General features: G+C 43.4%; 15 protein-coding genes and 1 pseudogene. 14 read left to right on the forward strand and 2 right to left on the reverse strand.

Annotated features, from left to right (window positions below; genetic code table 11):
• The first annotated feature begins 4 nt into the window (after positions 1-4).
• From EL081_RS00985 to EL081_RS01005, 5 genes are all read left to right on the forward strand, one after another.
• The gene (locus EL081_RS00985; RefSeq protein WP_006597196.1) at positions 5-937 is read left to right on the forward strand and encodes a carbohydrate ABC transporter permease; all 933 of its coding nucleotides are present in this window, start codon (positions 5-7) and stop codon (positions 935-937) included.
• Positions 938-1,000: 63 nt separating this feature from the next.
• Entirely contained in the window at positions 1,001-2,482 is a 1,482-nt protein-coding gene (locus EL081_RS00990) for an ABC transporter substrate-binding protein (RefSeq protein WP_126403652.1), read from the forward strand.
• Between the two features lie 197 nt (positions 2,483-2,679).
• On the forward strand, positions 2,680-3,291 hold the full coding sequence (locus tag EL081_RS00995; protein WP_126403653.1) for a YesL family protein: 612 nt from the start codon (positions 2,680-2,682) through the stop codon (positions 3,289-3,291).
• Between the two features lie 2 nt (positions 3,292-3,293).
• Complete coding sequence (locus EL081_RS01000; protein ID WP_126403654.1) at positions 3,294-4,940, forward strand: sensor histidine kinase; 1,647 nt, start codon at positions 3,294-3,296, stop codon at positions 4,938-4,940.
• 12 nt (positions 4,941-4,952) lie between these two features.
• Positions 4,953-6,251, forward strand: a complete 1,299-nt coding sequence (locus tag EL081_RS01005; RefSeq protein WP_126403655.1) for a response regulator transcription factor — start codon at positions 4,953-4,955, stop codon at positions 6,249-6,251.
• A gap of 50 nt (positions 6,252-6,301) precedes the next feature.
• Here EL081_RS01005 and EL081_RS01010 read toward each other — a convergent pair whose 3' ends face one another.
• Positions 6,302-7,144: a methyltransferase domain-containing protein gene (locus tag EL081_RS01010; protein ID WP_126403656.1), complete on the reverse strand. Its 843-nt coding sequence runs from the start codon at positions 7,142-7,144 to the stop codon at positions 6,302-6,304.
• Positions 7,145-7,200: 56 nt separating this feature from the next.
• Positions 7,201-8,457, reverse strand: a complete 1,257-nt coding sequence (gene tyrS, locus EL081_RS01015) for a tyrosine--tRNA ligase (protein ID WP_126403657.1) — start codon at positions 8,455-8,457, stop codon at positions 7,201-7,203.
• 262 nt (positions 8,458-8,719) lie between these two features.
• Between tyrS and pbp1b the strand changes: the two genes are divergently transcribed.
• The 9 genes and pseudogenes from pbp1b to EL081_RS01060 all read left to right on the forward strand — a co-directional run bounded on the left by pbp1b (position 8,720) and on the right by EL081_RS01060 (position 24,391).
• On the forward strand, positions 8,720-11,116 hold the full coding sequence (gene pbp1b, locus EL081_RS01020; protein WP_414485332.1) for a penicillin-binding protein PBP1B: 2,397 nt from the start codon (positions 8,720-8,722) through the stop codon (positions 11,114-11,116).
• A 420-nt stretch (positions 11,117-11,536) separates the two neighbouring features.
• Positions 11,537-15,106 carry a DNA-directed RNA polymerase subunit beta gene (rpoB, locus tag EL081_RS01025; RefSeq protein ID WP_126403659.1) on the forward strand — a complete coding sequence of 1,190 codons (3,570 nt, stop codon included), beginning with the start codon at positions 11,537-11,539 and terminating at the stop codon, positions 15,104-15,106.
• Between the two features lie 150 nt (positions 15,107-15,256).
• The gene (gene rpoC, locus EL081_RS01030) at positions 15,257-18,910 is read left to right on the forward strand and encodes a DNA-directed RNA polymerase subunit beta' (protein WP_126403660.1); all 3,654 of its coding nucleotides are present in this window, start codon (positions 15,257-15,259) and stop codon (positions 18,908-18,910) included.
• A 388-nt stretch (positions 18,911-19,298) separates the two neighbouring features.
• A complete protein-coding gene (gene wecB / locus EL081_RS01035; protein ID WP_185946477.1) occupies positions 19,299-20,450 on the forward strand; it encodes a non-hydrolyzing UDP-N-acetylglucosamine 2-epimerase in 1,152 nt (383 codons plus the stop codon).
• Positions 20,451-20,452: 2 nt separating this feature from the next.
• Complete coding sequence (locus EL081_RS01040) at positions 20,453-21,241, forward strand: hypothetical protein (RefSeq protein ID WP_126403662.1); 789 nt, start codon at positions 20,453-20,455, stop codon at positions 21,239-21,241.
• 9 nt (positions 21,242-21,250) lie between these two features.
• On the forward strand, positions 21,251-21,391 hold the full coding sequence (locus EL081_RS01045) for a hypothetical protein (RefSeq protein ID WP_006595142.1): 141 nt from the start codon (positions 21,251-21,253) through the stop codon (positions 21,389-21,391).
• A pseudogene (locus EL081_RS01050) lies at positions 21,384-22,694 on the forward strand (glycosyltransferase family 2 protein). Before EL081_RS01045 ends, EL081_RS01050 begins: the two are co-directional and overlap by 8 nt.
• Before the next feature lie 8 nt (positions 22,695-22,702).
• Entirely contained in the window at positions 22,703-23,806 is a 1,104-nt protein-coding gene (locus EL081_RS01055; protein WP_126403663.1) for a glycosyl hydrolase family 8, read from the forward strand.
• Between the two features lie 207 nt (positions 23,807-24,013).
• Entirely contained in the window at positions 24,014-24,391 is a 378-nt protein-coding gene (locus EL081_RS01060) for a DUF1033 family protein (protein WP_048717460.1), read from the forward strand.
• Positions 24,392-24,414: the final 23 nt, after the last annotated feature.

Genomic DNA, 24,414 nt, shown 5'->3' on the forward strand with positions numbered 1-24,414 from the left:
TACCATGGCAAAATCAAAAATTAAAAAAGAAAAAGTTGATAATGTTGGGATCCACTCCTTCAGTAAGAAAGCAGACCTCTTCTTTAGTAGCATCGTCGGCTTGGTTGCTCTATCCTGTATCTTGCCCTTCATCTTCGTTGTCATGATTTCCTTGACAGATGAACAAAGTTTGGCGATTCACGGCTTTCAATTTTGGCCTGCTAAGTTTGGTGCAGATGGCTATCTTTTCCTTGTTCAATTTAAGGATAAGATTCTTCAAGCCCTCTTTATTACCTTGTTTGTGACGATTGTAGGGACAGCATGTAATGTCTTCATTACAACGACCTACGCCTACGCAATCTCTCGTAGAACCTTTAAGTACAGAAACTTCTTTACTGTCTTTGCCCTCTTGAGCATGCTCTTTAGTGCAGGGATGGTACCAGGTTACATCGTTACCACTCAGTTGCTTCATTTAGGAGATACGGTTGGAGCCCTCATCATTCCGATGTTATTGAGTCCTTTCAATATTATCTTGATGCGGACCTTCTTCAAACGGACGATCCCAGAAGCTATTCTTGAGTCTGCTCGGATAGACGGAGCCAGTGAAACACGGATCTTCTTCCAGATCTGTTTGCCACTTTCTCTCCCAGGGATTGCGACCATCAGTCTCTTTACAGCGCTCGGCTTCTGGAATGACTGGTTCAACGCCCTCCTCTATATCAAGAGCGAAAATCTCTATCCCCTTCAATACTTGCTGATGCAAATCCAAAATAATATGGATTACATTTCTAAATCAGTTGGTGCATCTAGCCAAATTGCTGGTGCGGTCCAATCCCTTCCTAAGGAAACTGGACGGATGGCCATGGTGGTGGTGGCAACAGTTCCAATCGCTATCCTCTATCCATTCTTCCAACGTTACTTTGTAAAAGGATTGACCATCGGTGGTGTGAAAGAGTAAGCAAACCTTTCTCACCCACCCTTCATAATGTTAATAAAGAAAAATAAAAAAGGAGTTTTTCTCATGAAAAATTGGAAAAAATATGCTTTAGCTTCTGCTAGCGTTCTCGCACTTGGAGCAACTCTTGCTGCTTGTGGTAACTTGACAGGTGATAACCAAAAATCATCTAAGAGTGAAGATGGCAAAACAGTTATCAAAATGTACCAAATCGGTGACAAACCTGATAACTTGGATACCTTGTTAGAAAATGCTAACAAGATCATCGAAGAAAAAGCTGGCGTTAAATTAGACATCCAATACCTTGGTTGGGGTGACTACGACAAGAAGATGAACGTTATCATTTCATCTGGTGAAAGCTACGATATTGCTTTCGCAAACAACTATGTCATCAACGCTCAAAAAGGTGCTTATGCTGACTTGACAGACTTGTACAAGAAAGAAGGAAAAGAGCTTTATGAAGCACTTGACCCAGCTTACATCAAAGGGAATACTGTAAATGGCAAGATCTATGCTGTTCCAGTTGCAGCCAACGTTGCATCTTCACAAAACTTTGCCTTCAACGGACCACTTCTTGAAAAATATGGTATTGATGTTTCAAACGTCACAGACTATGCTTCTCTTGAACCAGTCTTGAAAGCGATCAAAGAAAAAGATCCAAACGTTGTTCCATTCGCAATGAACAAGAGCTACGGTGGACCTTCTGATGACTTCGATTACATTGCAGTAGATGGACTTCCATTCGTTGTCGATTTGCAAGGTGACACAACTAAGATCGTTGACCGTTACACGATTCCACGTTATGTTGAAAACTTGAAGACTCTTCATAAATACTATGAAGCTGGTTACATTCCAAAAGACGTAGCTACAAGCGACACTGGATATGACCTTTCTCAAGATACTTGGTTGGTACGTGAAGAAACAGTAGGACCTGCTGACTACGGTAACAGCTTGCTTACTCGTGTAGCAAACCGTAAGATCGAAATCAAACCATTCACTCAACTTTACAAGAAGAACAACACTACTCAAGTTGCAAACTTTGTCATCTCAAACAACTCTAAGAACAAAGAAAAAGCAATGGAAGTATTGAACCTCTTGAATACAAACCCAGAACTCTTGAACGGTCTTGTTTACGGACCAGAAGGCAAGAACTGGGAAAAAGTTGAAGGTAAAGAAAACCGTGTGAAAGTCTTGGATGGCTACAACGGAAACACTCACATGTCTGGATGGAACACAGGTAACAACTGGATTCTTTACATCAACGAAAACGTAACGGATGAGCAAATTGCACAATCTAAGAAAGACTTAGAAACTGCAAAAGAATCTCCAGCACTTGGATTCATCTTCAACACTGAAAACGTGAAATCAGAAATCACTGCCCTTACAAACACTTTGAACCAATTCACAAGTGCCATCAATACAGGTACAGTAGATCCTGAAGTTGAAATTCCTAAGATGCTTGAAAAATTGAAATCAGAAGGTGCCTACCAAAAAGTCTTGGATGAAATCCAAAAACAATACGATGAGTACCTTGCTGCTAAGAAATAAGCTAGCATTACTTGCTTAAGTCTATCAAAAGACTTTGAGGTCTTCGCACTTCAAAGTCTTTTCTGTTGATGATTTCGAAATCGAAACCATCAGGGAAAATATGCTATAATATAGGGTATAATCATCATTTGTACTAGGGAAACTATACTAACTTGATTGAAGTTCCCGTCTACAGCAAATGAACATGGAGACGAAATATGGGAAGAATGATTGAATTTATTTTTACAAGGGTCTATTTAGCCATGCTGGCAACAGGAATCTTTTGGGCGCTAACCTTTTGTGGAGGCATTCTATTTGGATTTGGGCCCGCTAGTGCAACGATTATGAGTCTATATGCCGAACATGGATCTGATCACAAACAATATGCTTGGTCTGAAGCTTGGTCGCTCTATAAAGAAAATTTCCGTCGGGCCAATCAGGTTTTCTATACATTTTTTTTGATCGAAGCCATTCTTATTTATGGTATGTATCTGATGGTTCAATTGCCCCACTTGTCCCTATTTCAGATTTTTATCCTATTGGTCAATTTGATTTTCTTGTTGGTGGCTCCCCTGACTTTTGCAGTCTATCTCAAGCTTCAAGTCCATTTTGACTTGTCCTACCTCAACAGCTTGAAGCTGAGCTTTATTGGTGCTTTTCTGGATATTCGTGCAGTGACCAAGTTTCTCTTGGGGACCTTCCTCCTAGGGGTTGTCACCCATTTCGTTCCGGCTTTATTTTTCTTTGTTTTACTGGGCTTGTGGCATTTCTTTGTCAATGATATTTTTCAACCCGTCTATGAAACAATTCGCTCTAAAGTGGTTTCTTAATTATGAAAAAAATATGGTTAGCAACACTTTTGAAATTCTATGCCTATATCATGGTGGGGATCATCACGACTTTAGGTGTGACGGTATCTTTGGTCTATTGGCATAATCAGAAAGCAGAGACAGATCGAATCGCTCAGTTGATTTCCTCGCGCTTGACTGCTGAGGTAGAGGATATTTATAGGAGATCTTCTCAATGGGGGAAGAGTCTTGTAGAGAATCCTGCCAAGCTCGAAGGAGTCTACAAGTATTTTTCAATGACGCCTTCTGAATACGAAAGCTGGCGATTGGATAATTTTTTCTCCAATTATATTCAAGTTTCGCTGCACCGTAATGTTGAAACTCTGTATTTGGAACACGATGTTATTGATCAAATTGATTTGGTGTTAAATGACTATACGACTGTGTTTGTCTCCAGTAAAAATAAAAAAGGAGGGCAACAAGTTCCAGCGGATCAATACATAGCTAGTTCACAAGCAATCCCAGTCTCCTTGACGGATGTGACGACTGGCGAAGATATTGGACTAGCCTACATTAAAGTCAATCCAGCGCTTTTGGATTCTGTTGTCGACAATATTCAAGACACCATTCCAGTTGCCGTCCAGATTTATAATCCCTTGGGAAAGATTTTTTACCAGAGGGGAGACATCAATCCAGAAGATCATAGTCAGTGGATTGTGCGAGATACTGCTTACGGCTATCAAATCTGGGTTGGGATTCCGACCTCTTACACGGTTCGAACAGCCTTGTTTAGTTTTACCTGGATGATTTCGGTCGCCTTAATCCTGTTCTTGGTCTTGTATCTCTTGCTGCAACGAATTTTCCGTAATTACCAAAAACAAGTTTTGGATTTGGTAGATACCATGGAAGCTATCAGCCAGGGGGATTCTGAGCGACGGATCAATGTGGATACCAAAGAGCAGGAGCTCCTTTTAGTTGCAGAAACGACCAATGCCATGTTAGACAATATGGACAAGTCTATCCGGGATATCTATCAGCTACAACTGAGTCAAAAAGATGCCAATATGAAAGCCTTGCAAGCGCAGATTAATCCGCATTTCATGTATAATACCATGGAGTTTATTCGCATGTATGCAGTCATGCAGGATCAAGAAGAATTAGCCGATATTATTTACGAATTTAGTAGTCTTCTTCGAAACAATATTTCAGAGGAGAAGGAGACGACCATCGAAAATGAGTTGGAATTTTGTAGAAAATACAGCTATCTCTGTATGGTACGTTATCCAAAATCGATTGCTTATGGCTTTAAAATTGAACCCGGTCTAGAAGAGATGGTCATTCCGAAGTTTACTCTTCAGCCATTAGTGGAAAATTACTTCGTCCATGGGATTGATCACAAGCGCAAGGACAATGTCATTAGTATCAAAGTCCGTCGTGTTGGAGAAGCGGTGGAAATTCGTGTTCAAGACAATGGGAGAGGAATGGAATCGAGCCAATTGCAACGGATCCAACAAATATTGAGTCATAGGGATCCTCGAGAGGAAGTAGAAGAGAGTAAGGGACGGCAATCCATTGGGATTGTCAATGTCCACGAGCGTTTCCTTCTCTACTTTGGGGATCGTTACCACATTCAAATTACATCAGAAAAAGGAAAAGGTGTTCTCTATACGATTACCATCGAGGACACTTAAGAGGAAAGAATCGTGTATAAAGTCTTATTGGTTGACGATGAATATATGATTACTGAGGGGTTGAAAAAACTGATTCCCTTTGAAAAATGGGACATGGAGGTTGTTTACACAGCAGAGGATGCAGATCAAGCCTTGGCCTATGTTGCGGATTATCCAGTGGATATCGTGATTACAGATGTCAATATGCCAGGAAAAACAGGTCTGGAAATGATTGATCAAATGCAGTCCATGCTTCCCCATGCAGCTTATATCATTATGTCAGGTTACCAAGATTTTGCTTATGTAAAAAAAGCCTTAAACCTCCGGGTAGCAGACTATCTGTTAAAGCCTGTCAATAAGGTGGAGCTGGGGAATATCCTAGAAAAATTATCCCAAACTCTGAAAAAACCAGATCAAGCGACGGCCAATCGGCTCCTTCATGAAGATTGGTCAGAAGAAGAGTTCGAACAAGCCATCCGAGGAAGAAAACAACTCTGGATTGGAGTGGATAAGGAAAGGAAAGGCTTTGCCAGTTCGTCTTATCAGGTCTTAGGGAAAAATCTTCAACTCTATCTTTCCGATGAGGATGAAGGAGCTTTCCTACAGCGCCGTTTCCAAGCACCTTATAAGGAACATTTTCAACAATTTAAAGAGCTTGTTGAACGAAGTCTGTTTTATGGGGATCTCCCATTGGAGGAAGAAGATGGTGTCTTTAATTACTATGAACCCATCTACCGTGTCATCATTCAGGGGAATATCCAGCAAATTTTGGAGGAGTTAAACTGGTTAGAAGAAACTGTGAAAAGCCATACTCCAAAAGTGGCGATAGCCAAGCAACTCTTTATTCAGTTCATTATGGATGTCTTTCATTTATTTGAACACCTGCACGGTGATGACCTGACAGAAATTGTGAAAGCCGTTCATGATACACCGACTTTCGAGGATCTTGTTACCTGCGTTCGGAACCAATTGGAGAGTTTCTTCTCTCAATATCGGATGAACAATAATGTGGCGACCGTCCTAGAAGTAATTGGACGCGACTATCGGAAGGAACTGTCGCTCAAGGATATCAGCAAAGATCTCTATATCAATCCCGTTTATTTAGGGCAATTGATCAAACGTGAGACCAATTCCACCTTTGCAGAACTCTTGAATAAACAACGGATCAAAGCTGCCCAACAGTTGCTTTTATCCACAACGGAAAGTATTGAAGATATTTGCTATGAGGTCGGCTACAGCAATGTCGGTTACTTTTACAAGGTATTCCGCAAGTTGTGTGGCAAGTCTCCTAAAGCCTACCGTCAACAAATCGGCGTAGAGGAAAGTGATTAATCTGTAAACATGAAAAATACCCTCCATTGATTAAAAATGGAGGGTATTTTTTAGTTGCTTCTTCCGATCAAAATCGTAGCAGAAATCGTGACTTGAGTCAGATCGGTCCAGTCAATTTGAGCTGGATCGACATGAAAGAGGAGAGGCGTCATGCTCAGAAGAGCCTCCCGCAATGCTGGAGTCAGTTCGAACCTTTCCTGGCAATGGATGGTATTTTCAATCGTAAAATGATCAGAAAAATGTTGAATAATCTGCTCATTGGAGTAATCTACCTGGTCTAGGTGGTCCTTCACCTTTTGACGAATCTCTTGCAGATGGGTGGCAGTTGGGATGACCTTGATGAGGCGACCATCTGGGGCCAGGACCCGTTTAAATTCCTGATAATTTGCTGGCGAAAAGATGTCTAGGAGGAGGTCCATGCTCTGGTCTAAAAGAGGGAGATGAGCCAGGTCTCCGACAAACCACTTGACCTTCCATTCCTGGTCGCTTTTGGCAGCCAGTTGGATCGATTCCTTCGACAAATCAAAGGCGTAAAAGGAATGGTCTGGATGCCGCTCTTGTAAGCTGCGCGAATAGTAGCCTTCCCCGCAACCAATATCTAAAATGTTGACTGGATGGGCCAGTGGAGACAAGCATTCTGACAGGGCATTAAGGATATGGTCGTAGAAACCATTCTCTAGAACGAGTTGCCGGTTTTGGAAATTTTCTTTGTCATAGTCCTTGGAGGCCTTCACTTGTGGCGCCAAGTTCACATAGCCAAACTTAGCAAGGTCAAAGGAGTGGCGGTTGGGACAAGCCAAGCTTTGTTGGACCAGGTCAAGGGCTTCTTGACAGATGGGACAGGCAAAAGCCGTTGCAGTCTGAAATCGTTGTAATTTTGGTTTGATCGTCATGATACTTCTAGTGTACCAAAAAACCTCTGAAAGTCATAGCTTCAGAGGTCTTCTTTTTAATAAGTCAAAACAAAGTATTTTTTCTTACCGCGACGGATAACGGTCAATTCGTTTTCCAATTTATCGCTATCGCTCAAGACATAGTCAAGGTCTTGGATGCGGTCGCCATTGATGTAGATGGCACCATTTTGGACATCTTCACGAGCTTGACGTTTGGAATTGACTACGCCAGAAGTTACAAGCAATTCTACGATGTTGAGGTTCTCGTCTGCTTGGACCTGGTAGTTTGGTACACCACGAAGTCCTTGTTTGAGTTCTTTGACAGAAAGGTTTTTGATATTTCCTGCAAAGAGTTGCTCCGTAATGTTGAGGGCTTCCTTGTAAGCTTCTTCACCGTGAACGAGGGTGACCACTTCACGCGCCAAGATCTTTTGAGCCAAGCGTTCGTGTGGAGCAGCCTCAAACTGTTTACGAATCTCCTCAATCTCATCCAGTGACAAGAAGGTAAAGATTTTCAAGAAGCGAACAGCGTCAGCGTCCATGACATTCATCCAGAACTGGTACATTTCATATGGAGAAGTTTTGTCTGCATTGAGCCAGACCGCATTTCCTTCTGATTTACCAAATTTCTTACCGGTTGCGTCTGTGATGAGGGGGACAGTGATCACGTGACCAGTTTTGTCTGCCTTACGGCGCATCAACTCTGTACCAGCTGTCATATTTCCCCACTGGTCAGAACCACCGATTTGCAGAGTGACATTGTGCTCTTGGTTAAGGACAAAGAAGTCGTAGCCTTGCATGATTTGGTAGGCAAATTCAGTGTAAGAAATCCCTGTTTCAATCCGTTTCTTCACAGATTCCTTGCTCATCATGTAGTTGACAGTAAAGTATTTTCCGATGTCACGAAGGAAGTCAATGAAGCTGATGCTGCCAAACCAGTCGTAGTTATTGACCATGACAGCCTTGTTTTCCCCATTTTCAAAATCTAAGAAACGAGACAATTGCCCTTGGATAGAAGTGACCCAACCATCTACAGTCTCCTTAGTTTGTAAACTGCGCTCGGCATCTTTGAAAGAAGGGTCTCCAATGAGTCCGGTCGCACCACCGACAAGCGCATAAGGTTTGTGGCCTGCCAATTGTAAGCGACGACTGGTCAGGATTGCAACAAGGTGCCCAAGGTGCAAACTATCAGCAGTTGGATCGTAGCCAGTATAATACGATACTTGTCCTTCTTCTAGGGCTTTACGCAAAGCATCTTCGTCAGTCGTTTGGAAAATCAAACCACGTTCTTTTAGCTCATCAAAAATGTGCATCGTTCTCTCCTTTTCTAAGCTACTGGCCGGATCGATGAAAACAGTCCAGTATCTGTATGGTTTCTCTCTATTTTACCATAATGACTTGAAATAGCAATGAAAGGACGAAAAAAATCCGATTGGAAACAGTGTTCTCAACTTTAGGAATTGAAAAGAAAGTGGTCCATTTGGTATAATAGGAAGGACAAGGAGAAATAGAGTGAGTCAAATAAGAGAATTTTTTACAAAGTGCGGGAAGAAAATAAAAGGCTTCTTTGCCAAGATGACTGTTGAAGTCAATGAGAAAGAAGACAAGGAGGGCTGGTCACTAGGAGATTTCGTAGCGACAGTTCTCCGAACCATGAAGCTCCTTTGGGATGTGTTATTGGTGTTTGCTTTAGGTGGCCTCTTGTTTGGAGCAGGGATTGCGATTGGGTATGCGGCCAGTCTATTTAATGCGACAGAAACACCGGATCCAACCCAATTGGTTCAACAAGTACAAAATATTTCGAGCGTTTCAAAGATTTCCTACTCAGATGGGAGCATTATTTCTGATATTGACAGTGACTTGATTCGGATCCCTGTGCAAAAGGATGCAATTTCGGACAATGTCAAAAAGGCTGTTATTGCCACAGAGGATGAAAATTTCAATAGCCACAATGGGGTTGTTCCGAAAGCCGTAATCCGGGCCACCTTGGGTTCAGTTGCTGGAGTCGGTTCCTCTAGTGGGGGTTCGACTTTGACCCAACAGTTGATTAAACAACAAGTTGTGGGAGATGCACCGACTTTCTCACGGAAGGCTGCTGAGATTATCGATGCCCTTGCTCTTGAGCGGGTAATGGATAAGGACGAAATTTTAACGACCTACCTCAATGTGTCTCCATTTGGACGAAACAACCGTGGACAAAATATTGCTGGAGTGGAAGCGGCAGCTCAAGGGATTTTTGGAGTTTCTGCCAAAGACTTAACCATTCCACAAGCGGCCTTTATTGCTGGTCTGCCACAGAGCCCAATTGTCTACTCGCCTTATGCCTCTGATGGAAGTCTCAAAACTCCAGAAAATCAAGCTTTAGGCTTGGATCGCGCCAAGGATGTCTTGTACAACATGTATCGAACAGGGGCTATCACTAAGGAAGAGTACGACCAATATAGTCAATATGATTTAAGTAAGGATTTCCTTCCGTCAAATGGCATCGAGAAGACGCCACACGACTACTTGTATTTCCAAGCCGTAAGTGAAGCGGAAGAGGCCATGTATGACTATTTAATCAAGAGGGACAATGTTTCGAGTCATGACCTAAAAAACAATTCGACAGTTAAATCTTATCAAGAGTTGGCGAAGAAAGAATTGAGAGAGGGTGGCTATACGGTCCAAACCACTATCAACAAAGCTATCTACAATGCCATGCAAGAAGCAGTTGCCAATTATGGAGGCATCTTGGACGATGGAACGGGTACGGTAGAAGTCGGGAATGTCCTTATGGACAACCGAACAGGAGCGATTCTTGGCTTTGTTGGGGGACGGAATTTTGACGGGAATCAGAATAACCACGCTTTTGACACAGAGCGTTCTCCAGGTTCTACTATTAAACCCTTGCTAGCTTATGGAATCGCCATTGACCAAGGCTTGATGGGAAGCAATAGCATCGTCTCCAATTACCCAACTAACTTCTCTAGTGGAGAGCCAATTATGCACGTGGATAACCGGGGGACTGGGATGATGGACCTTCGAGAGGCCCTCAATACCTCATGGAATATCCCAGCTTATTGGACCTATCGTACTCTCCGTGAAAAGGGTGTCGATGTCCCAGGCTATATGGAAAAAATGGGCTACGATATCGCTGAGTACGGCATTGAAAGTCTGCCAATGGGAGGCGGGATCGAAGTAAGTGTCGCCCAACATACAAACGGTTATCAAACCATTGCAAATAATGGAAATTACCAAAAACGCTACATGATTGAAAAAATCATGGATCGCAATGGGGAAGTGGTCTACCAACATGAGAGCAAACCAACCCGCGTCTACTCAGCAGCAACTGCGACTATCATGCAAGACCTGTTAAGAGGTGTCATCAGCTCTGGTGCGACAACGACCTTTAAGAGCCGAATCAGTCAGGTCAATCCAACTCTTGCAAATGCCGATTGGATTGGGAAAACCGGAACTACCAATGAGAATGGAGATATGTGGCTCATGCTGTCTACTCCAAATCTTACCTTAGGTGGCTGGATTGGACATGACAACAATGCTTCCATGGCTCCGTTGACAGGCTACAATAATAACGCAAGTTACATGGCCTATTTAGCCAATGCCATCTACCAGGCGGATCCAGCTGCTTGGGGGGTGCAAGATCGCTTTACCCTAGATAGCAGTGTTATTTCATCGACTGTTCTGAAATCTACAGGACAACGACCTGATCGTGTCAATGTCAATGGTCGTGATATCGATGTGTCGGGTGCGACGGTTACCAGCTATTGGGCTAAAAATGGCGCTCCACAAACGACCTACCGCTTCGCAATTGGTGGATCGGATAGTGATTATGCTAGTGCCTGGGCTGGAATTCTAGGCGGTTCAGCAAATCCTTCCAATGGAAATCGCAATAGCAACCGGACAAACAATTCTAGTACGCCAAGCAGTTCGAACACGACAACTAGTTCATCATCTAGTGGACAAAACAGATAAAAATAATGAGGTGCAATACCATAAAATCGTTTTCATGTCTAGAGAAAACCTTGTGTTTTTTGTGAAAGTACGATATAATAAGAATAAGTAATTTGTCGTGCGCTTTATTTGAAATATTGTCCAAATAGAAGCTTACAGCAGTTAAATCAAACTTTATAAAAGTCGATTTAGCTGCTCTTTTTGTGCCTATTTTTAGAAAAAACCGGGCTTGTCACACAAACTTAATCTTTCTAAAAATTCCAAAAAGGATGAATGATACGGAGGAGATTTCTTCTCACGTGATGTAGATCACACCCCTTCATAACATCGTTTCGACTGGATGAGAACTATTCTGATGTAGTCAGAAGCGATCTAGAAACCGGATCTTCAGAGAGGGGTTTCCCCTAGCTGGTATCCTAGTATAGAAAAGGAGTTAAAACTTTGGCAGGACATGACGTTCAATACGGGAAACATCGGACCCGTCGTAGTTTTTCAAGAATCAAAGAAGTTCTTGATTTACCAAATTTGATTGAAATCCAAACGGATTCATTTAAAGATTTTCTGGATCATGGTTTGAAAGAAGTTTTCGAAGATGTATTGCCAATTTCGAACTTCACAGACACAATGGAGTTGGAATTCGTCGGCTATGAAATCAGAGAACCAAAGTATACTTTGGAAGAAGCACGTATCCATGATGCGAGCTATTCTGCCCCAATCTTTGTAACCTTCCGTTTGGTCAACAAGGAAACTGGCGAAATCAAAACTCAAGAAGTCTTCTTTGGTGATTTCCCAATCATGACCGAAATGGGAACCTTTATCATCAACGGTGGAGAGCGGATTATCGTATCTCAGCTCGTCCGTTCACCAGGTGTCTACTTCAATGATAAGGTGGACAAGAACGGTAAGGTTGGCTATGGATCAACGGTTATTCCAAACCGTGGAGCTTGGCTAGAACTTGAAACAGACTCAAAAGATATTGCTTACACTCGTATCGACCGTACGCGTAAGATTCCATTTACGACCTTGGTTCGTGCCCTTGGTTTCTCTGGAGACGACGAGATTTTTGATATCTTTGGGGATAGCGAATTGGTTCGCAACACTGTTGAAAAAGATATCCACAAAAACCCAATGGATTCTCGCACAGATGAAGCCCTCAAAGAAATTTATGAGCGTCTTCGTCCAGGTGAGCCAAAAACAGCGGAAAGCTCACGTAGCTTGTTGGTAGCCCGTTTCTTTGACCCACGTCGTTATGACTTGGCCCCAGTTGGTCGCTACAAGATCAACAAGAAACTTAATATCAAGAACCGTTTGTTGAACCAAACTCTTGCAGAACCATTGGTAGATGCAGAAACAGGAGAAATCCTTGTAGAAGCTGGTACAGTGATGACCCGCGATGTCATCGAAAGCATCTCAGAACATTTGGACGGTGACTTGAACAAGATTGTCTACACTCCAAATGATTCAGCAGTATTGACAGAACCAGTCGTTCTTCAAAAATTCAAGGTTGTGGCTCCAACTGATCCAGACCGCGTTGTCACCATCATCGGCAATGCGAATCCAGATGATAAGGTTCGTACCATCACTCCAGCCGATATCCTTGCTGAAATGAGCTACTTCCTGAACTTGGCTGAAGGTCTTGGCCGCGTGGATGATATCGACCACCTTGGAAACCGTCGTATCCGCGCCGTTGGTGAATTGCTTGCCAACCAAGTGCGTCTTGGACTTTCACGGATGGAACGTAACGTTCGTGAACGCATGTCTGTTCAAGATAATGAAGTGTTAACACCTCAACAAATCATTAACATTCGTCCAGTAACTGCAGCAATCAAAGAATTCTTTGGTTCTTCACAATTGTCTCAGTTCATGGACCAACACAACCCGCTTTCTGAGTTGTCCCACAAACGACGTTTGTCTGCCTTAGGGCCTGGTGGTTTGACACGTGACCGTGCTGGATATGAAGTCCGTGACGTGCACTACACTCACTATGGTCGGATGTGTCCAATTGAAACACCTGAAGGACCAAACATCGGTTTGATCAATAACTTGTCATCCTACGGACACTTGAACAAATATGGTTTCATCCAAACACCATATCGTAAAGTAGACCGTGAAAAAGGTGTGGTCACTAACGAAATCGTTTGGTTGACGGCTGATGAAGAAGATGAGTACATTGTGGCCCAGTCCAACTCTAAGTTGAACGAAAAAGGTGGTTTTTCTGAGCCAATCGTTATGGGACGTCACCGTGGTAACAACCAAGAGTTCCCATCTGATCAAGTCGACTACATGGACGTATCTCCAAAACAGGTAGTTGCCGTTGCAACAGCATGTATTCCGTTCTTGGAAAACGATGACTCCAACCGTGCCCTCATGGGTGCCAACATGCAACGTCAGGCTGTGCCATTGATCGATCCAAAAGCGCCTTACGTGGGTACAGGTATGGAATACCAAGCAGCCCATGACTCAGGAGCTGCAGTCATTGCTCAACATGATGGTAAGGTTATTTATGCGGATGCAGACAAGGTAGAAGTTCGCCGGGAAGATGGATCCCTTGATGTTTACCATATCCAAAAATTCCGTCGTTCAAACTCAGGAACTGCCTACAACCAACGTACCCTTGTAAAAGTTGGCGATGTCGTTGAAAAAGGCGACTTTATCGCAGACGGTCCATCGATGGAAAAAGGGGAAATGGCCCTTGGTCAAAACCCAATCGTTGCCTACATGACTTGGGAAGGTTACAACTTCGAAGATGCCGTTATCATGAGCGAACGCTTGGTGAAAGAAGATGTCTATACATCTGTTCACTTGGAAGAATTCGAATCAGAAACGCGCGATACTAAGTTAGGCCCTGAAGAAATCACTCGTGAAATTCCAAACGTTGGGGAAGATGCTCTCAGAAACCTTGATGAAATGGGAATTATCCGTATTGGTGCGGAAGTGAAAGAAGGCGATATCTTAGTTGGTAAGGTGACACCGAAGGGTGAAAAAGACCTTTCTGCTGAAGAACGTCTCCTCCACGCTATCTTTGGAGATAAATCTCGTGAAGTGCGGGATACTTCTCTTCGTGTACCTCATGGTGGAGATGGTGTCGTTCGCGATGTCAAGATCTTTACGCGGGCAAACGGAGATGAATTGCAATCGGGTGTCAATATGTTGGTTCGTGTTTACATCGCACAAAAACGTAAGATCCGCGTCGGAGATAAGATGGCCGGTCGTCACGGAAACAAAGGGGTTGTTTCTCGTATTGTTCCTGTTGAAGACATGCCATATCTTCCAGATGGTACACCGGTTGATATCATGTTGAACCCACTTGGGGTGCCATCACGTATGAATATCGGTCAGGTTATGGAACTTCACCTTGGTATGGCGGCTCGTAACTTGGGCATCCACATCGCAACACCAGTCTTTGACGGAGCAAGCTCAGAAGACCTCTGGGATACTGTTCGTGAAGCAGGTATGGATAGCGATGCCAAGACCATTCTTTACGATGGCCGTACAGGTGAGCCATTTGACAACCGTGTTTCTGTCGGTGTCATGTACATGATCAAGCTTCACCACATGGTTGATGATAAATTGCACGCTCGTTCTGTCGGACCATACTCAATGGTTACCCAACAACCACTCGGAGGTAAAGCTCAGTTTGGTGGACAACGTTTCGGGGAAATGGAAGTTTGGGCCCTTGAGGCTTATGGTGCGTCTAATGTCCTTCAAGAAATCTTGACCTACAAGTCAGACGATGTCAACGGACGTTTGAAAGCTTATGAAGCGATTACCAAAGGAAAACCAATTCCAAAACCAGGTGTGCCAGAGTCCTTCCGAGTACTCGTAAAAGAATTGCAATCACTTGGATTGGATATGCGTGTCTTGGATGAGGATGACAAGGAAGTCGAACTTCGCGATCTTGACGAAGGGGAAGACGACGATGTCATCCACGTAGATGATCTAGAAAAAGCACGTGAAAAAGCAGCTAAGGAAGCTCGCGCAGCTTTCGAAGCTGAAGGGAAAGAAGATTAATAAAATATGTAGTTCAAGAGGGGAGAAGACCTGAGAAGGTTCTCTATCCCCAAGCTTTAGGGTTGAAGGTGTGAAGGAAGTTCCTTCTCTCCTTCACCAAAAGCAGAAGAACATACAATTGAGAATGAACATAAAGAAAGGTAAGAAATAGTGGTTGATGTAAATCGTTTTAAAAGTATGCAAATCACCCTAGCTTCTCCAAGCAAGGTCCGTTCATGGTCTTATGGAGAGGTCAAGAAACCTGAAACAATCAACTACCGTACATTGAAACCAGAACGCGAAGGTCTCTTTGATGAAGTCATCTTTGGACCTACAAAAGACTGGGAATGTGCGTGTGGAAAATACAAACGGATCCGTTACAAAGGAATCGTTTGTGACCGCTGTGGTGTGGAAGTGACACGTGCCAAGGTTCGTCGTGAACGCATGGGGCACATTGAGTTGAAAGCACCTGTATCACACATCTGGTACTTCAAAGGGATCCCTTCTCGTATGGGATTGACCTTGGATATGAGTCCTCGTGCCCTTGAGGAAGTCATCTACTTCGCAGCTTATGTGGTCATCGATCCAAAAGATACACCGCTTGAGCACAAGTCTATCATGACCGAACGTGAATACCGTGAACGCTTGCGTGAATACGGACCAGGTTCCTTTGTTGCCAAGATGGGGGCAGAAGCGATCCAAGACCTCTTGAAACAAGTGGATTTGGAAGCTGAAATTGCTGTCTTGAAAGAAGAATTGAAGACTGCAACTGGTCAAAAACGTGTGAAGGCTGTTCGCCGTTTGGATGTCTTAGATGCCTTCTACAAATCTGGGAATAAACCAGAATGGATGGTCCTCAATATCCTTCCTGTTATTCCACCAGATCTTCGTCCGATGGTCCAATTGGATGGTGGGCGTTTTGCTGCCTCTGACTTGAACGACCTTTACCGTCGTGTGATCAACCGGAACAACCGTTTGGCTCGTTTGCTTGAGTTGAATGCTCCTGGGATTATCGTGCAAAACGAAAAACGGATGCTCCAAGAAGCGGTTGACGCTTTGATTGACAATGGTCGTCGTGGTCGTCCAATCACAGGACCAGGTAGTCGCCCACTGAAATCATTGAGCCACATGCTCAAAGGGAAACAAGGACGCTTCCGTCAAAACTTGCTCGGTAAACGGGTGGACTTCTCAGGACGTTCCGTTATCGCCGTTGGTCCAACTCTTAAGATGTACCAATGTGGTGTGCCACGTGAAATGGCCATCGAGCTCTTCAAACCATTTGTCATGCGTGAAATCGTTGCGCGTGATATCGTACAAAACGTTAAAGCGGCTAAACGCTTGGTAGAACGTGGAGATGAGCGTATCTGGGATATCCTAGAAGAAGTCATCAAAGAACACCCAGTTCTCTTGAACCGCGCACCGACCCTTCACCGTTTGGGAATCCAAGCCTTTGAACCTGTCTTGATTGATGGGAAAGCCCTTCGCTTGCACCCACTTGTCTGTGAAGCCTACAATGCCGACTTCGACGGGGACCAAATGGCCATCCACGTACCGCTTTCAGAAGAAGCCCAAGCAGAAGCTCGTATCTTGATGCTGGCTGCTGAGCACATCTTGAACCCGAAAGACGGGAAGCCAGTTGTTACCCCATCTCAGGATATGGTATTGGGGAACTACTACTTGACCATGGAAGAAGCTGGTCGTGAAGGCGAAGGAATGGTCTTCAAAGACCGTGATGAAGCGGTTATGGCCCTTCGCAATGGCTATGTTCACTTGCATACCCGCGTCGGAATTGCGACCGATAGCTTGAACAAGCCATGGACAGAAGCTCAACAACACAAGATTCTCTTGACAACTGTTGGGAAGATTCTCTTTAACGATATCATGCCTACAGAGCTTCCATATCTTCAAGAGCCAAACAATGCCAACTTGACAGAAGGCGTTCCATCTAAGTACTTCTTGGAGCCTGGTCAAGATGTCAAAGTAGCGATTGAGCAATTGGAATTAAACGTTCCATTCAAGAAGAAAAATCTTGGAAATATCATCGCAGAAATCTTCAAACGCTTCCGTACAACAGAAACATCTGCTTTCTTGGACCGTTTGAAAGACTTAGGTTACCACCACTCAACCCTTGCTGGTTTGACAGTGGGGATTGCCGATATTCCAGTTGTTGAAGATAAGGCTGAAATCATTGAAGAATCTCACAAACGTGTAGAACAAATCACGAAACAGTTCCGTAAAGGGATGATTACAGATGATGAGCGCTACAATGCCGTTACAGCCGAATGGCGTGCAGCCCGTGAGAAACTGGAAAAACGCTTGGTAGATAACCAAGATCCGAAGAACCCAATCGTTATGATGATGGACTCTGGAGCCCGTGGTAACATCTCCAACTTCTCACAGCTTGCCGGTATGCGTGGTCTGATGGCTGCTCCAAACGGACGGATTATGGAATTGCCGATCCTGTCAAACTTCCGCGAAGGTTTGTCAGTACTCGAAATGTTCTTCTCTACTCACGGTGCTCGTAAAGGAATGACCGATACGGCTCTCAAGACAGCCGACTCAGGTTACTTGACACGTCGTTTGGTTGACGTTGCCCAAGACGTTATTATCCGTGAGGATGACTGTGGAACTGACCGTGGACTTGTGATCCGTGCCATTACTGATGGCAAGGAAATGATCGAGCCCCTCGAAGAACGTTTGACAGGTCGTTATACCAAGAAATCGGTTAAACATCCTGAAACAGGTGCAGTCATCGTTGGTCCAGATACTTTGATTTCAGAAGACCTAGCACGTGAAATTGTCAATGCTGGTGTTGAAGAAGTGACTATCCGCTCTGTCTTTACATGTAACACCCGTCATGGTGTCTGCCGTCACTGTTACGGTATCAACTTGGCGACTGGTGATGCGGTTGAAGTTGGTGAAGCAGTCGGAACCATCGCTGCCCAATCTATCGGGGAACCTGGTACACAGTTGACCATGCGTACCTTCCACACGGGTGGGGTTGCCTCAAATACCGATATCACGCAAGGTCTTCCTCGTGTCCAAGAAATCTTTGAAGCCCGCAATCCGAAAGGGGAAGCGGTCATCACTGAGGTCAAAGGGGAAGTCACAGCCATTGAAGAAGATGCTTCTACACGGACCAAGAAAGTCTTTGTTCGTGGTGCGACAGGTGAGGGAGAATACGTTGTCCCTTATACAGCCCGCATGAAAGTCGAAGTGGGAGATCAAGTCTCTCGTGGTGCGGCATTGACAGAAGGATCTATCCAACCAAAACGTCTCCTTGCCGTTCGTGATGTCTTGTCTGTTGAAACTTACCTCCTTGCGGAAGTACAAAAAGTATACCGTAGCCAAGGGGTGGAAATCGGTGACAAACACATCGAGGTAATGGTGCGTCAAATGATCCGTAAGGTTCGTGTTATGGATCCAGGAGATACAGACCTTCTCATGGGTACCCTCATGGATATCACAGACTTTACAGATGCTAACCGTGATGTAGTCATTTCTGGTGGGGTTCCTGCAACGGCTCGTCCAGTCCTTATGGGAATCACCAAGGCCTCTCTTGAAACCAATAGTTTCTTGTCAGCAGCTTCCTTCCAGGAAACAACCCGTGTCCTCACTGACGCAGCCATTCGTGGTAAGAAAGACCATCTCCTTGGACTTAAGGAAAATGTTATCATTGGTAAGATTATTCCTGCTGGTACAGGTATGGCTCGTTACCGTAACTTGGAACCACAAGCAGTCAATGAAGTCGAAATTATCGAAGAAGTTCCTGTTACTGAAGCAGTAACTGAAATGGTTGAATCAACTGTAGTGGAAGAAAATTAATCATAAAAGAAGTTTACTGAATGACAGTAGGCTTCTTTTTTTCTGCCTGAAAATGGGAGCGGTACTTCAAGTTTTTCCTATAATACCGATCTATTAAAATGCAAAAAATAAATATATATTGATAAAAATGCATAAAACAAACTTCAAAAAGTGCTTTCAGAATCATTTGATTGTTAAAATAAATATGGTATAAAATCCAGTTATTTCAAGGAATTTCCGGATTTTAAACTTATGAATATTACACATAAATTACAGATTATTAAGATTCGATTAAATGTATTACGAAAGTATTGAGATAGTTTGACTTTTGAAGCTATTGGAGGTAGAATGGATGGGAAAAATGTTATTGATTTTGTTAAAAAAATCACAAGATGAAAAAGGTGAGATGATGAAAAAGATTAAAGTGATGGTTGTTTTTGGGACGCGTCCAGAAGCTATTAAAATGGCTCCCCTGGTTTTAGAGCTCCAAAAGCAAAGTGAGACCATTGAAACGATAACAGTGGTAACTGCTCAGCATCGTCAAATGCTGGATCAAGTGCTAGAGACCTTCCATATTCAACCGGATTACGATCTAGATATTATGGGGAAAAACCAATCTCTTCTAGATATTACGGCTAAAATCCTTGAAAAATTTGACCCAGTGGTGAAAGAAGTGCATCCGGATATGATTTTGGTTCATGGGGACACAACGACGACTTTTGCGGCCAGTCTTGTTGCCTTTTATAACCAAGTCCGTATCGGTCATGTAGAGGCGGGTCTCAGGACTTTCGATAAGTATTCGCCTTTCCCTGAGGAAATGAACCGTCAAATGACGGATAACCTGGCAGATCTCTATTTTGCCCCAACCAGTGAAAGCAAGGCCAATCTTCTTATGGAACATCATCCAGAGTCGGCCATTTTCATTACGGGGAATACGGCGATTGATGCCCTGCGATTGACAGTACAAGAGGATTATCACCACCAGGTGCTTGATCAGTTAGATCCGGAGAAGAAACTGGTCTTAGTGACCATGCACCGTCGGGAAAACCAAGGCCAACCGATGCGAGCAGTGTTTGGTGCCTTGAGAGAAATGGTGGATGCTCATCCGGAGTTGGAAGTTGTTTATCCAGTCCATCTCAGTCCAGCTGTTCAAGAGGCGGCAAAGGACATCTTAGGAGACCACGATCGCATTCATTTGATTGCGCCTTTGGACGTCTTTGACTTTCATAACCTCGCATCGAGAAGTTACTTTATTATGTCTGATTCGGGAGGAGTTCAGGAGGAGGCCCCTTCCTTAGGCAAGCCTGTCTTAGTCCTTCGGGATACGACCGAACGTCCAGAAGGCGTCAAAGCTGGAACCTTAAAATTGGTCGGAACCGATCCTGAGCGCGTGAAGGAAGAAATGACTGCTCTGTTGACGGACCCAGATCTGTATCAAAAAATGGCTTCGGCCCGAAATCCATATGGAGATGGGAAGGCATCTGAGCGGATTGTTCAAGCCATTCAACACTATTATGGCCTCGTTGCCTTGGTGTCTGAACTTAGAGAGGGAGAGGTTTAGGAATGAAAAGAAGGAATCATTTAGGAGACTGGATGCTTATTTTGGTCGGTTTTGAATTGGCCATCCTGCTCTACTGTCTATTCTTTGCACGTGAAATTATCATAGAGGAAGCTCTCTTCCTCGTGCTAGCCTTGTTTGCTTCTTTGGTCCTATCCAATTTGTTACTTACTTGGACGATTTTAATTTCAGTCGGTTTAGGAATTGTCTTTCTGGTAGCAGGGGTCGTGTATATCCCTGCAAACCAAGGACTATTATTACTTTTCTCTTTCCCTATTCTGGTTGGAATGCTATCAAAAATCCGCTACTACTTATTTAAAGAAGTTGCAAAGGTTCAAAATCAAGAAGAAGACGCTGAAGTTACCTACCGTGGCTTACTGGAACACTCAGATGTTCAACAGGAACAGAAATTACAAGCCCTATTGATCCATTGGTCTCATGAGGAACTCTTCTATCAAATTCATCCTCGTGAATACAATCGGACGCTAAACCAAATTCATTATCTGATTGGTCACCATCTGATACAGGATGAGAGACTTTATTATGTTTCAGACGGCAATTTCCTAGTACTTACGAATAGTCAGCAACGAAATTTGCAAGAATATTATCAGCTGTATTTAAAAAATCAATTAGAATCTCTGGTCTTTAAGGGAGAAGATGGCGATCAAGCTATTCAATTCCAAAAAGGATACCTGGTGGTGGATTCGACCAATCGGACGAAATTTCATAGCTACCAGGAAGCCATTAGTAACTTGAAACGTCAACTTGAAACGGATATTATTGTGGAATATTAGGAGGGACCGATGACTCTTACAAATCTATTTTTTGGGCTGGCCCTAGGGATTAGTCTATTCTTTGCTGTATGCTTTTGTGCATTATTTATTGCCTATTTGGTCATCTACCATCGGGTAAACAAAAACTTTAAGGCGGTGGACCATGATTAGTCAAATTTTAATGATTTTCACCTTGATTTCTATCTGGTTATCTCTAGCCTGGGGCTTGGTGATCCTGATTTCAGCGGTTCAATTCTGGTTGAAACACAGTGATTTCCGTGTGGATACGAGCCCGCTTCTCTATTATCCAAAAGTAACCATCGTGGTACCTGCTCATAACGAAGATGTTGTGATTGCACAAACTGCTAAGGCCATTTTGGACATGAATTACCCTCATGATCGTGTGGAATTGCTTCTCTTTGCTGATAACTGCTCAGATCGTACCTATGAGGAGTGTCTGGCTGTCAAAGCCCTTCCTGAATACGCTGGACGGGATGTGACCATTATTGACCGTACTGGTACAGGTGGGAAAGCTGGGGTCTTGAATGATGCCTTGAAGATGGCGACAGGAGATTATATCTGTGTCTATGATGCGGATGCAATGCCTGAGAAAAATGCTCTTTATTTCTTGGTCAAGGAAGTTCTTAAAGATCCAGAACGTCATGTGGCTTCATTTGGACGCAACAAGACGAGAAATGCCAACCAAAATTTCTTGACGCGTTGTATCAACCAAGAAATCGTCGTGACCCAACGGGTTCATCACGTCGGGATGTGGAATCTCTTCAAAATTGGACGGATTCCAGGAACCAACTTTATTATCCAAACAGAATTTGTCAAAAGTATCGGTGGGTGGAAGAATGGTGCCTTGACGGAAGACACGGATATTTCCTTCAAGATCATGCAAAGCGGGAAACTGATCGCTTTAGCCTACAACTCTGAAGCCTTCCAACAAGAGCCAGAGACTCTAAAAACCTACTATATGCAACGGAAACGTTGGGCAAAAGGGAACTACGAGGTTGTACTTTCCAACTTTAAACACTTATTTGGAAAAGGAAACTGGCGGGTAAAATTATAAGTCTTCAACTATTCTTGTATCTTCTTTTGGTTTAACTTTGCCATTATTCTTTCTGATTTGATTTTCTTTGCTAACGTCCTTGCCATGTTTATCCATCTCTTCGCTCCAGGTGTACAGATTCCCTTTGCTTTTGACTCGGAAAATATCTATATTGCCCAATTGATGCTCTTTAACTGGGTGTTGATGATTGGTTTGTATTTGTTGCAAATCAACATTGCCATGGCTTCTCAGTTTGGTCAGGCGACGGTGAAACAGATTTGGTTGGCCCTAGCAGCCTACTTCAGCTATTCCCAACTCTTCATCATTGTTTCGATTGATTCCATTTCATCCATCATCATGGATAAATTGCTTCACCGTGAAGGAACCAAGTGGGTGAAAACGAAACGGTTTGCTGGTTAGGAGGACTTATGAGAACAAAGAAAATGAAATATTTATGGTTTGTGGTCATCCTGGCAGTCTTTTGTTTGACCCTCTTCTTAGCTCGGACAAGAAGTAAGGTGGAGATGCGGAACCGCCTCTATCGTCAATGGACGGAACACTACCTCGTGAAGGATGGGAAGCAATCCTATGTTCGTACGACCAATAGCAACCAAGAAACGGTTGTCTTGTCAGAAGCGCAAGGTTATGGCATGCTGATCACAGTAGAGGCGGCTAAGAAAGACCTTGCCGACCAAAAGGATTTTGACCGTCTGTATCGGTATTATCAAAATAATCGCTTAGATGATACCCAATTGATGGCTTGGAAACAAACCATCAAAAAAGGGGAGCTTTCATCTGAACATCAAAATGCGACGGATGGTGATCTATATATAGCCTATGCTTTGATGGAGGCTGCAAAACAGTGGCCTGAGAAAGGTGAAGGCTATCAAAATCAAGCCAAGGCTATCTTGGACGACATTCTCAAGTACAACTACAATGAGACAACGGGTGTCTTGACAGTTGGGAATTGGGCCGATCAAGATTCCGAATTCTATCACTTGATGAGAACTTCTGATACCCTTCCATCTTTTTTCCAATCCTTCTATGAGTTGACTGGAAATAAACAATGGTTAAGTATTAAAGAGAAGATGTTGGCCCAGCTTGACGCCATCAGTTCGCAAACTAAGACAGGCCTTTTGCCAGACTTTATGTGGGTCGATGAACAAGGGGCGCGTGTAGCGGATCCGGATACCATCGAATCCAAGTATGATGGTGCCTACTCTTACAATGCTTGTCGTCTGCCATACAACTTGGCTCAAAGCCAGGACAAGACCAGTCAAAAATTGGCCAAGAAGATGCTGGATTTCTTCATGAAGCAACGAAATATCTATGCAGGCTATGATCTGAAAGGCAATGCCCTTCATCAGTACCAAGCAGCTAGCTTCATTGCTCCGGTATCTTATGCGGCTGAAAATGGAGATGGCTATCTCAAATTGGTGCAGCAGAACAAGTTTATCTTTATGCAAGATCTATCAACAGAAAATTATTACGATGCAACCATGACAACCATGATTGCCCTTCAATTGTTCTAATGGATCATCATTTGAAAAACTGAGAACTTTAGGTTTCTCAGTTTTTTCTTGTCAAAAAATAGCCTGTCTCTCCTCCATAAGGGGAGATTTTGAAAGAAAATTATGGAAACGTTCGGAAAATTTACTGTATTTTTCTTTCATAAGCAGAATTCTTTTGTTATCAAAGGATTTTATATATAATATTGGATACAAAGGACGGAGAGAAATATGTATCAAGTAATTGAAATGTATGGAGATTACGAACCCTGGTGGTTTTTAGAAGATTGGGAGAAGGACATTGTCACTAGTCAGAGTTTTGATGACTATTATGAAGCCCTAAAATACTACAAACGCCAATGGTTACTTTTAAGAGAGCAATCTCCATTATTTAAAAGTAGAAGTGATTTAATGACGATTTTTTGGGATCCCGAGGATCAGCGCTGGTGTGAAGAGTGTGCGGAATACGTGCAACAATATCATTCAGTTGCCTTATTAGAAAATGATCAGAAGATTCCGAGAAGCAAGCGTCGTCCAGGTTACGAAAAAGGGAATGCCCACACGGCTCATCGCTCTTGTAAGCTAGACTACGAGAGCAATAATCTATAGGAAGAGAAATTCAATATGCAGTT

This window comes from Streptococcus viridans (assembly GCF_900636365.1).
In the GTDB taxonomy this organism is placed as follows: Bacteria; Bacillota; Bacilli; order Lactobacillales; family Streptococcaceae; genus Streptococcus; species Streptococcus viridans_A.

What these genes read in the sequence shown, in the direction of transcription:
- EL081_RS01040 (WP_126403662.1), top strand. Translation starts at nt 20,453, where the DNA reads ATGAAAAGAAGGAATCATTTAGGAGACTGGATGCTTATTTTGGTCGGT.
- pbp1b (WP_414485332.1), top strand. Translation starts at nt 8,720, where the DNA reads ATGACTGTTGAAGTCAATGAGAAAGAAGACAAGGAGGGCTGGTCACTA.
- EL081_RS01055 (WP_126403663.1), top strand. Translation starts at nt 22,703, where the DNA reads ATGAGAACAAAGAAAATGAAATATTTATGGTTTGTGGTCATCCTGGCA.
- EL081_RS01010 (WP_126403656.1), bottom strand. Translation starts at nt 7,144, where the DNA reads ATGACGATCAAACCAAAATTACAACGATTTCAGACTGCAACGGCTTTT.
- EL081_RS01060 (WP_048717460.1), top strand. Translation starts at nt 24,014, where the DNA reads ATGTATCAAGTAATTGAAATGTATGGAGATTACGAACCCTGGTGGTTT.
- EL081_RS01045 (WP_006595142.1), top strand. Translation starts at nt 21,251, where the DNA reads ATGACTCTTACAAATCTATTTTTTGGGCTGGCCCTAGGGATTAGTCTA.
- EL081_RS00985 (WP_006597196.1), top strand. Translation starts at nt 5, where the DNA reads ATGGCAAAATCAAAAATTAAAAAAGAAAAAGTTGATAATGTTGGGATC.
- EL081_RS00995 (WP_126403653.1), top strand. Translation starts at nt 2,680, where the DNA reads ATGGGAAGAATGATTGAATTTATTTTTACAAGGGTCTATTTAGCCATG.
- wecB (WP_185946477.1), top strand. Translation starts at nt 19,299, where the DNA reads ATGAAAAAGATTAAAGTGATGGTTGTTTTTGGGACGCGTCCAGAAGCT.
- EL081_RS01000 (WP_126403654.1), top strand. Translation starts at nt 3,294, where the DNA reads ATGAAAAAAATATGGTTAGCAACACTTTTGAAATTCTATGCCTATATC.
- EL081_RS00990 (WP_126403652.1), top strand. Translation starts at nt 1,001, where the DNA reads ATGAAAAATTGGAAAAAATATGCTTTAGCTTCTGCTAGCGTTCTCGCA.
- tyrS (WP_126403657.1), bottom strand. Translation starts at nt 8,457, where the DNA reads ATGCACATTTTTGATGAGCTAAAAGAACGTGGTTTGATTTTCCAAACG.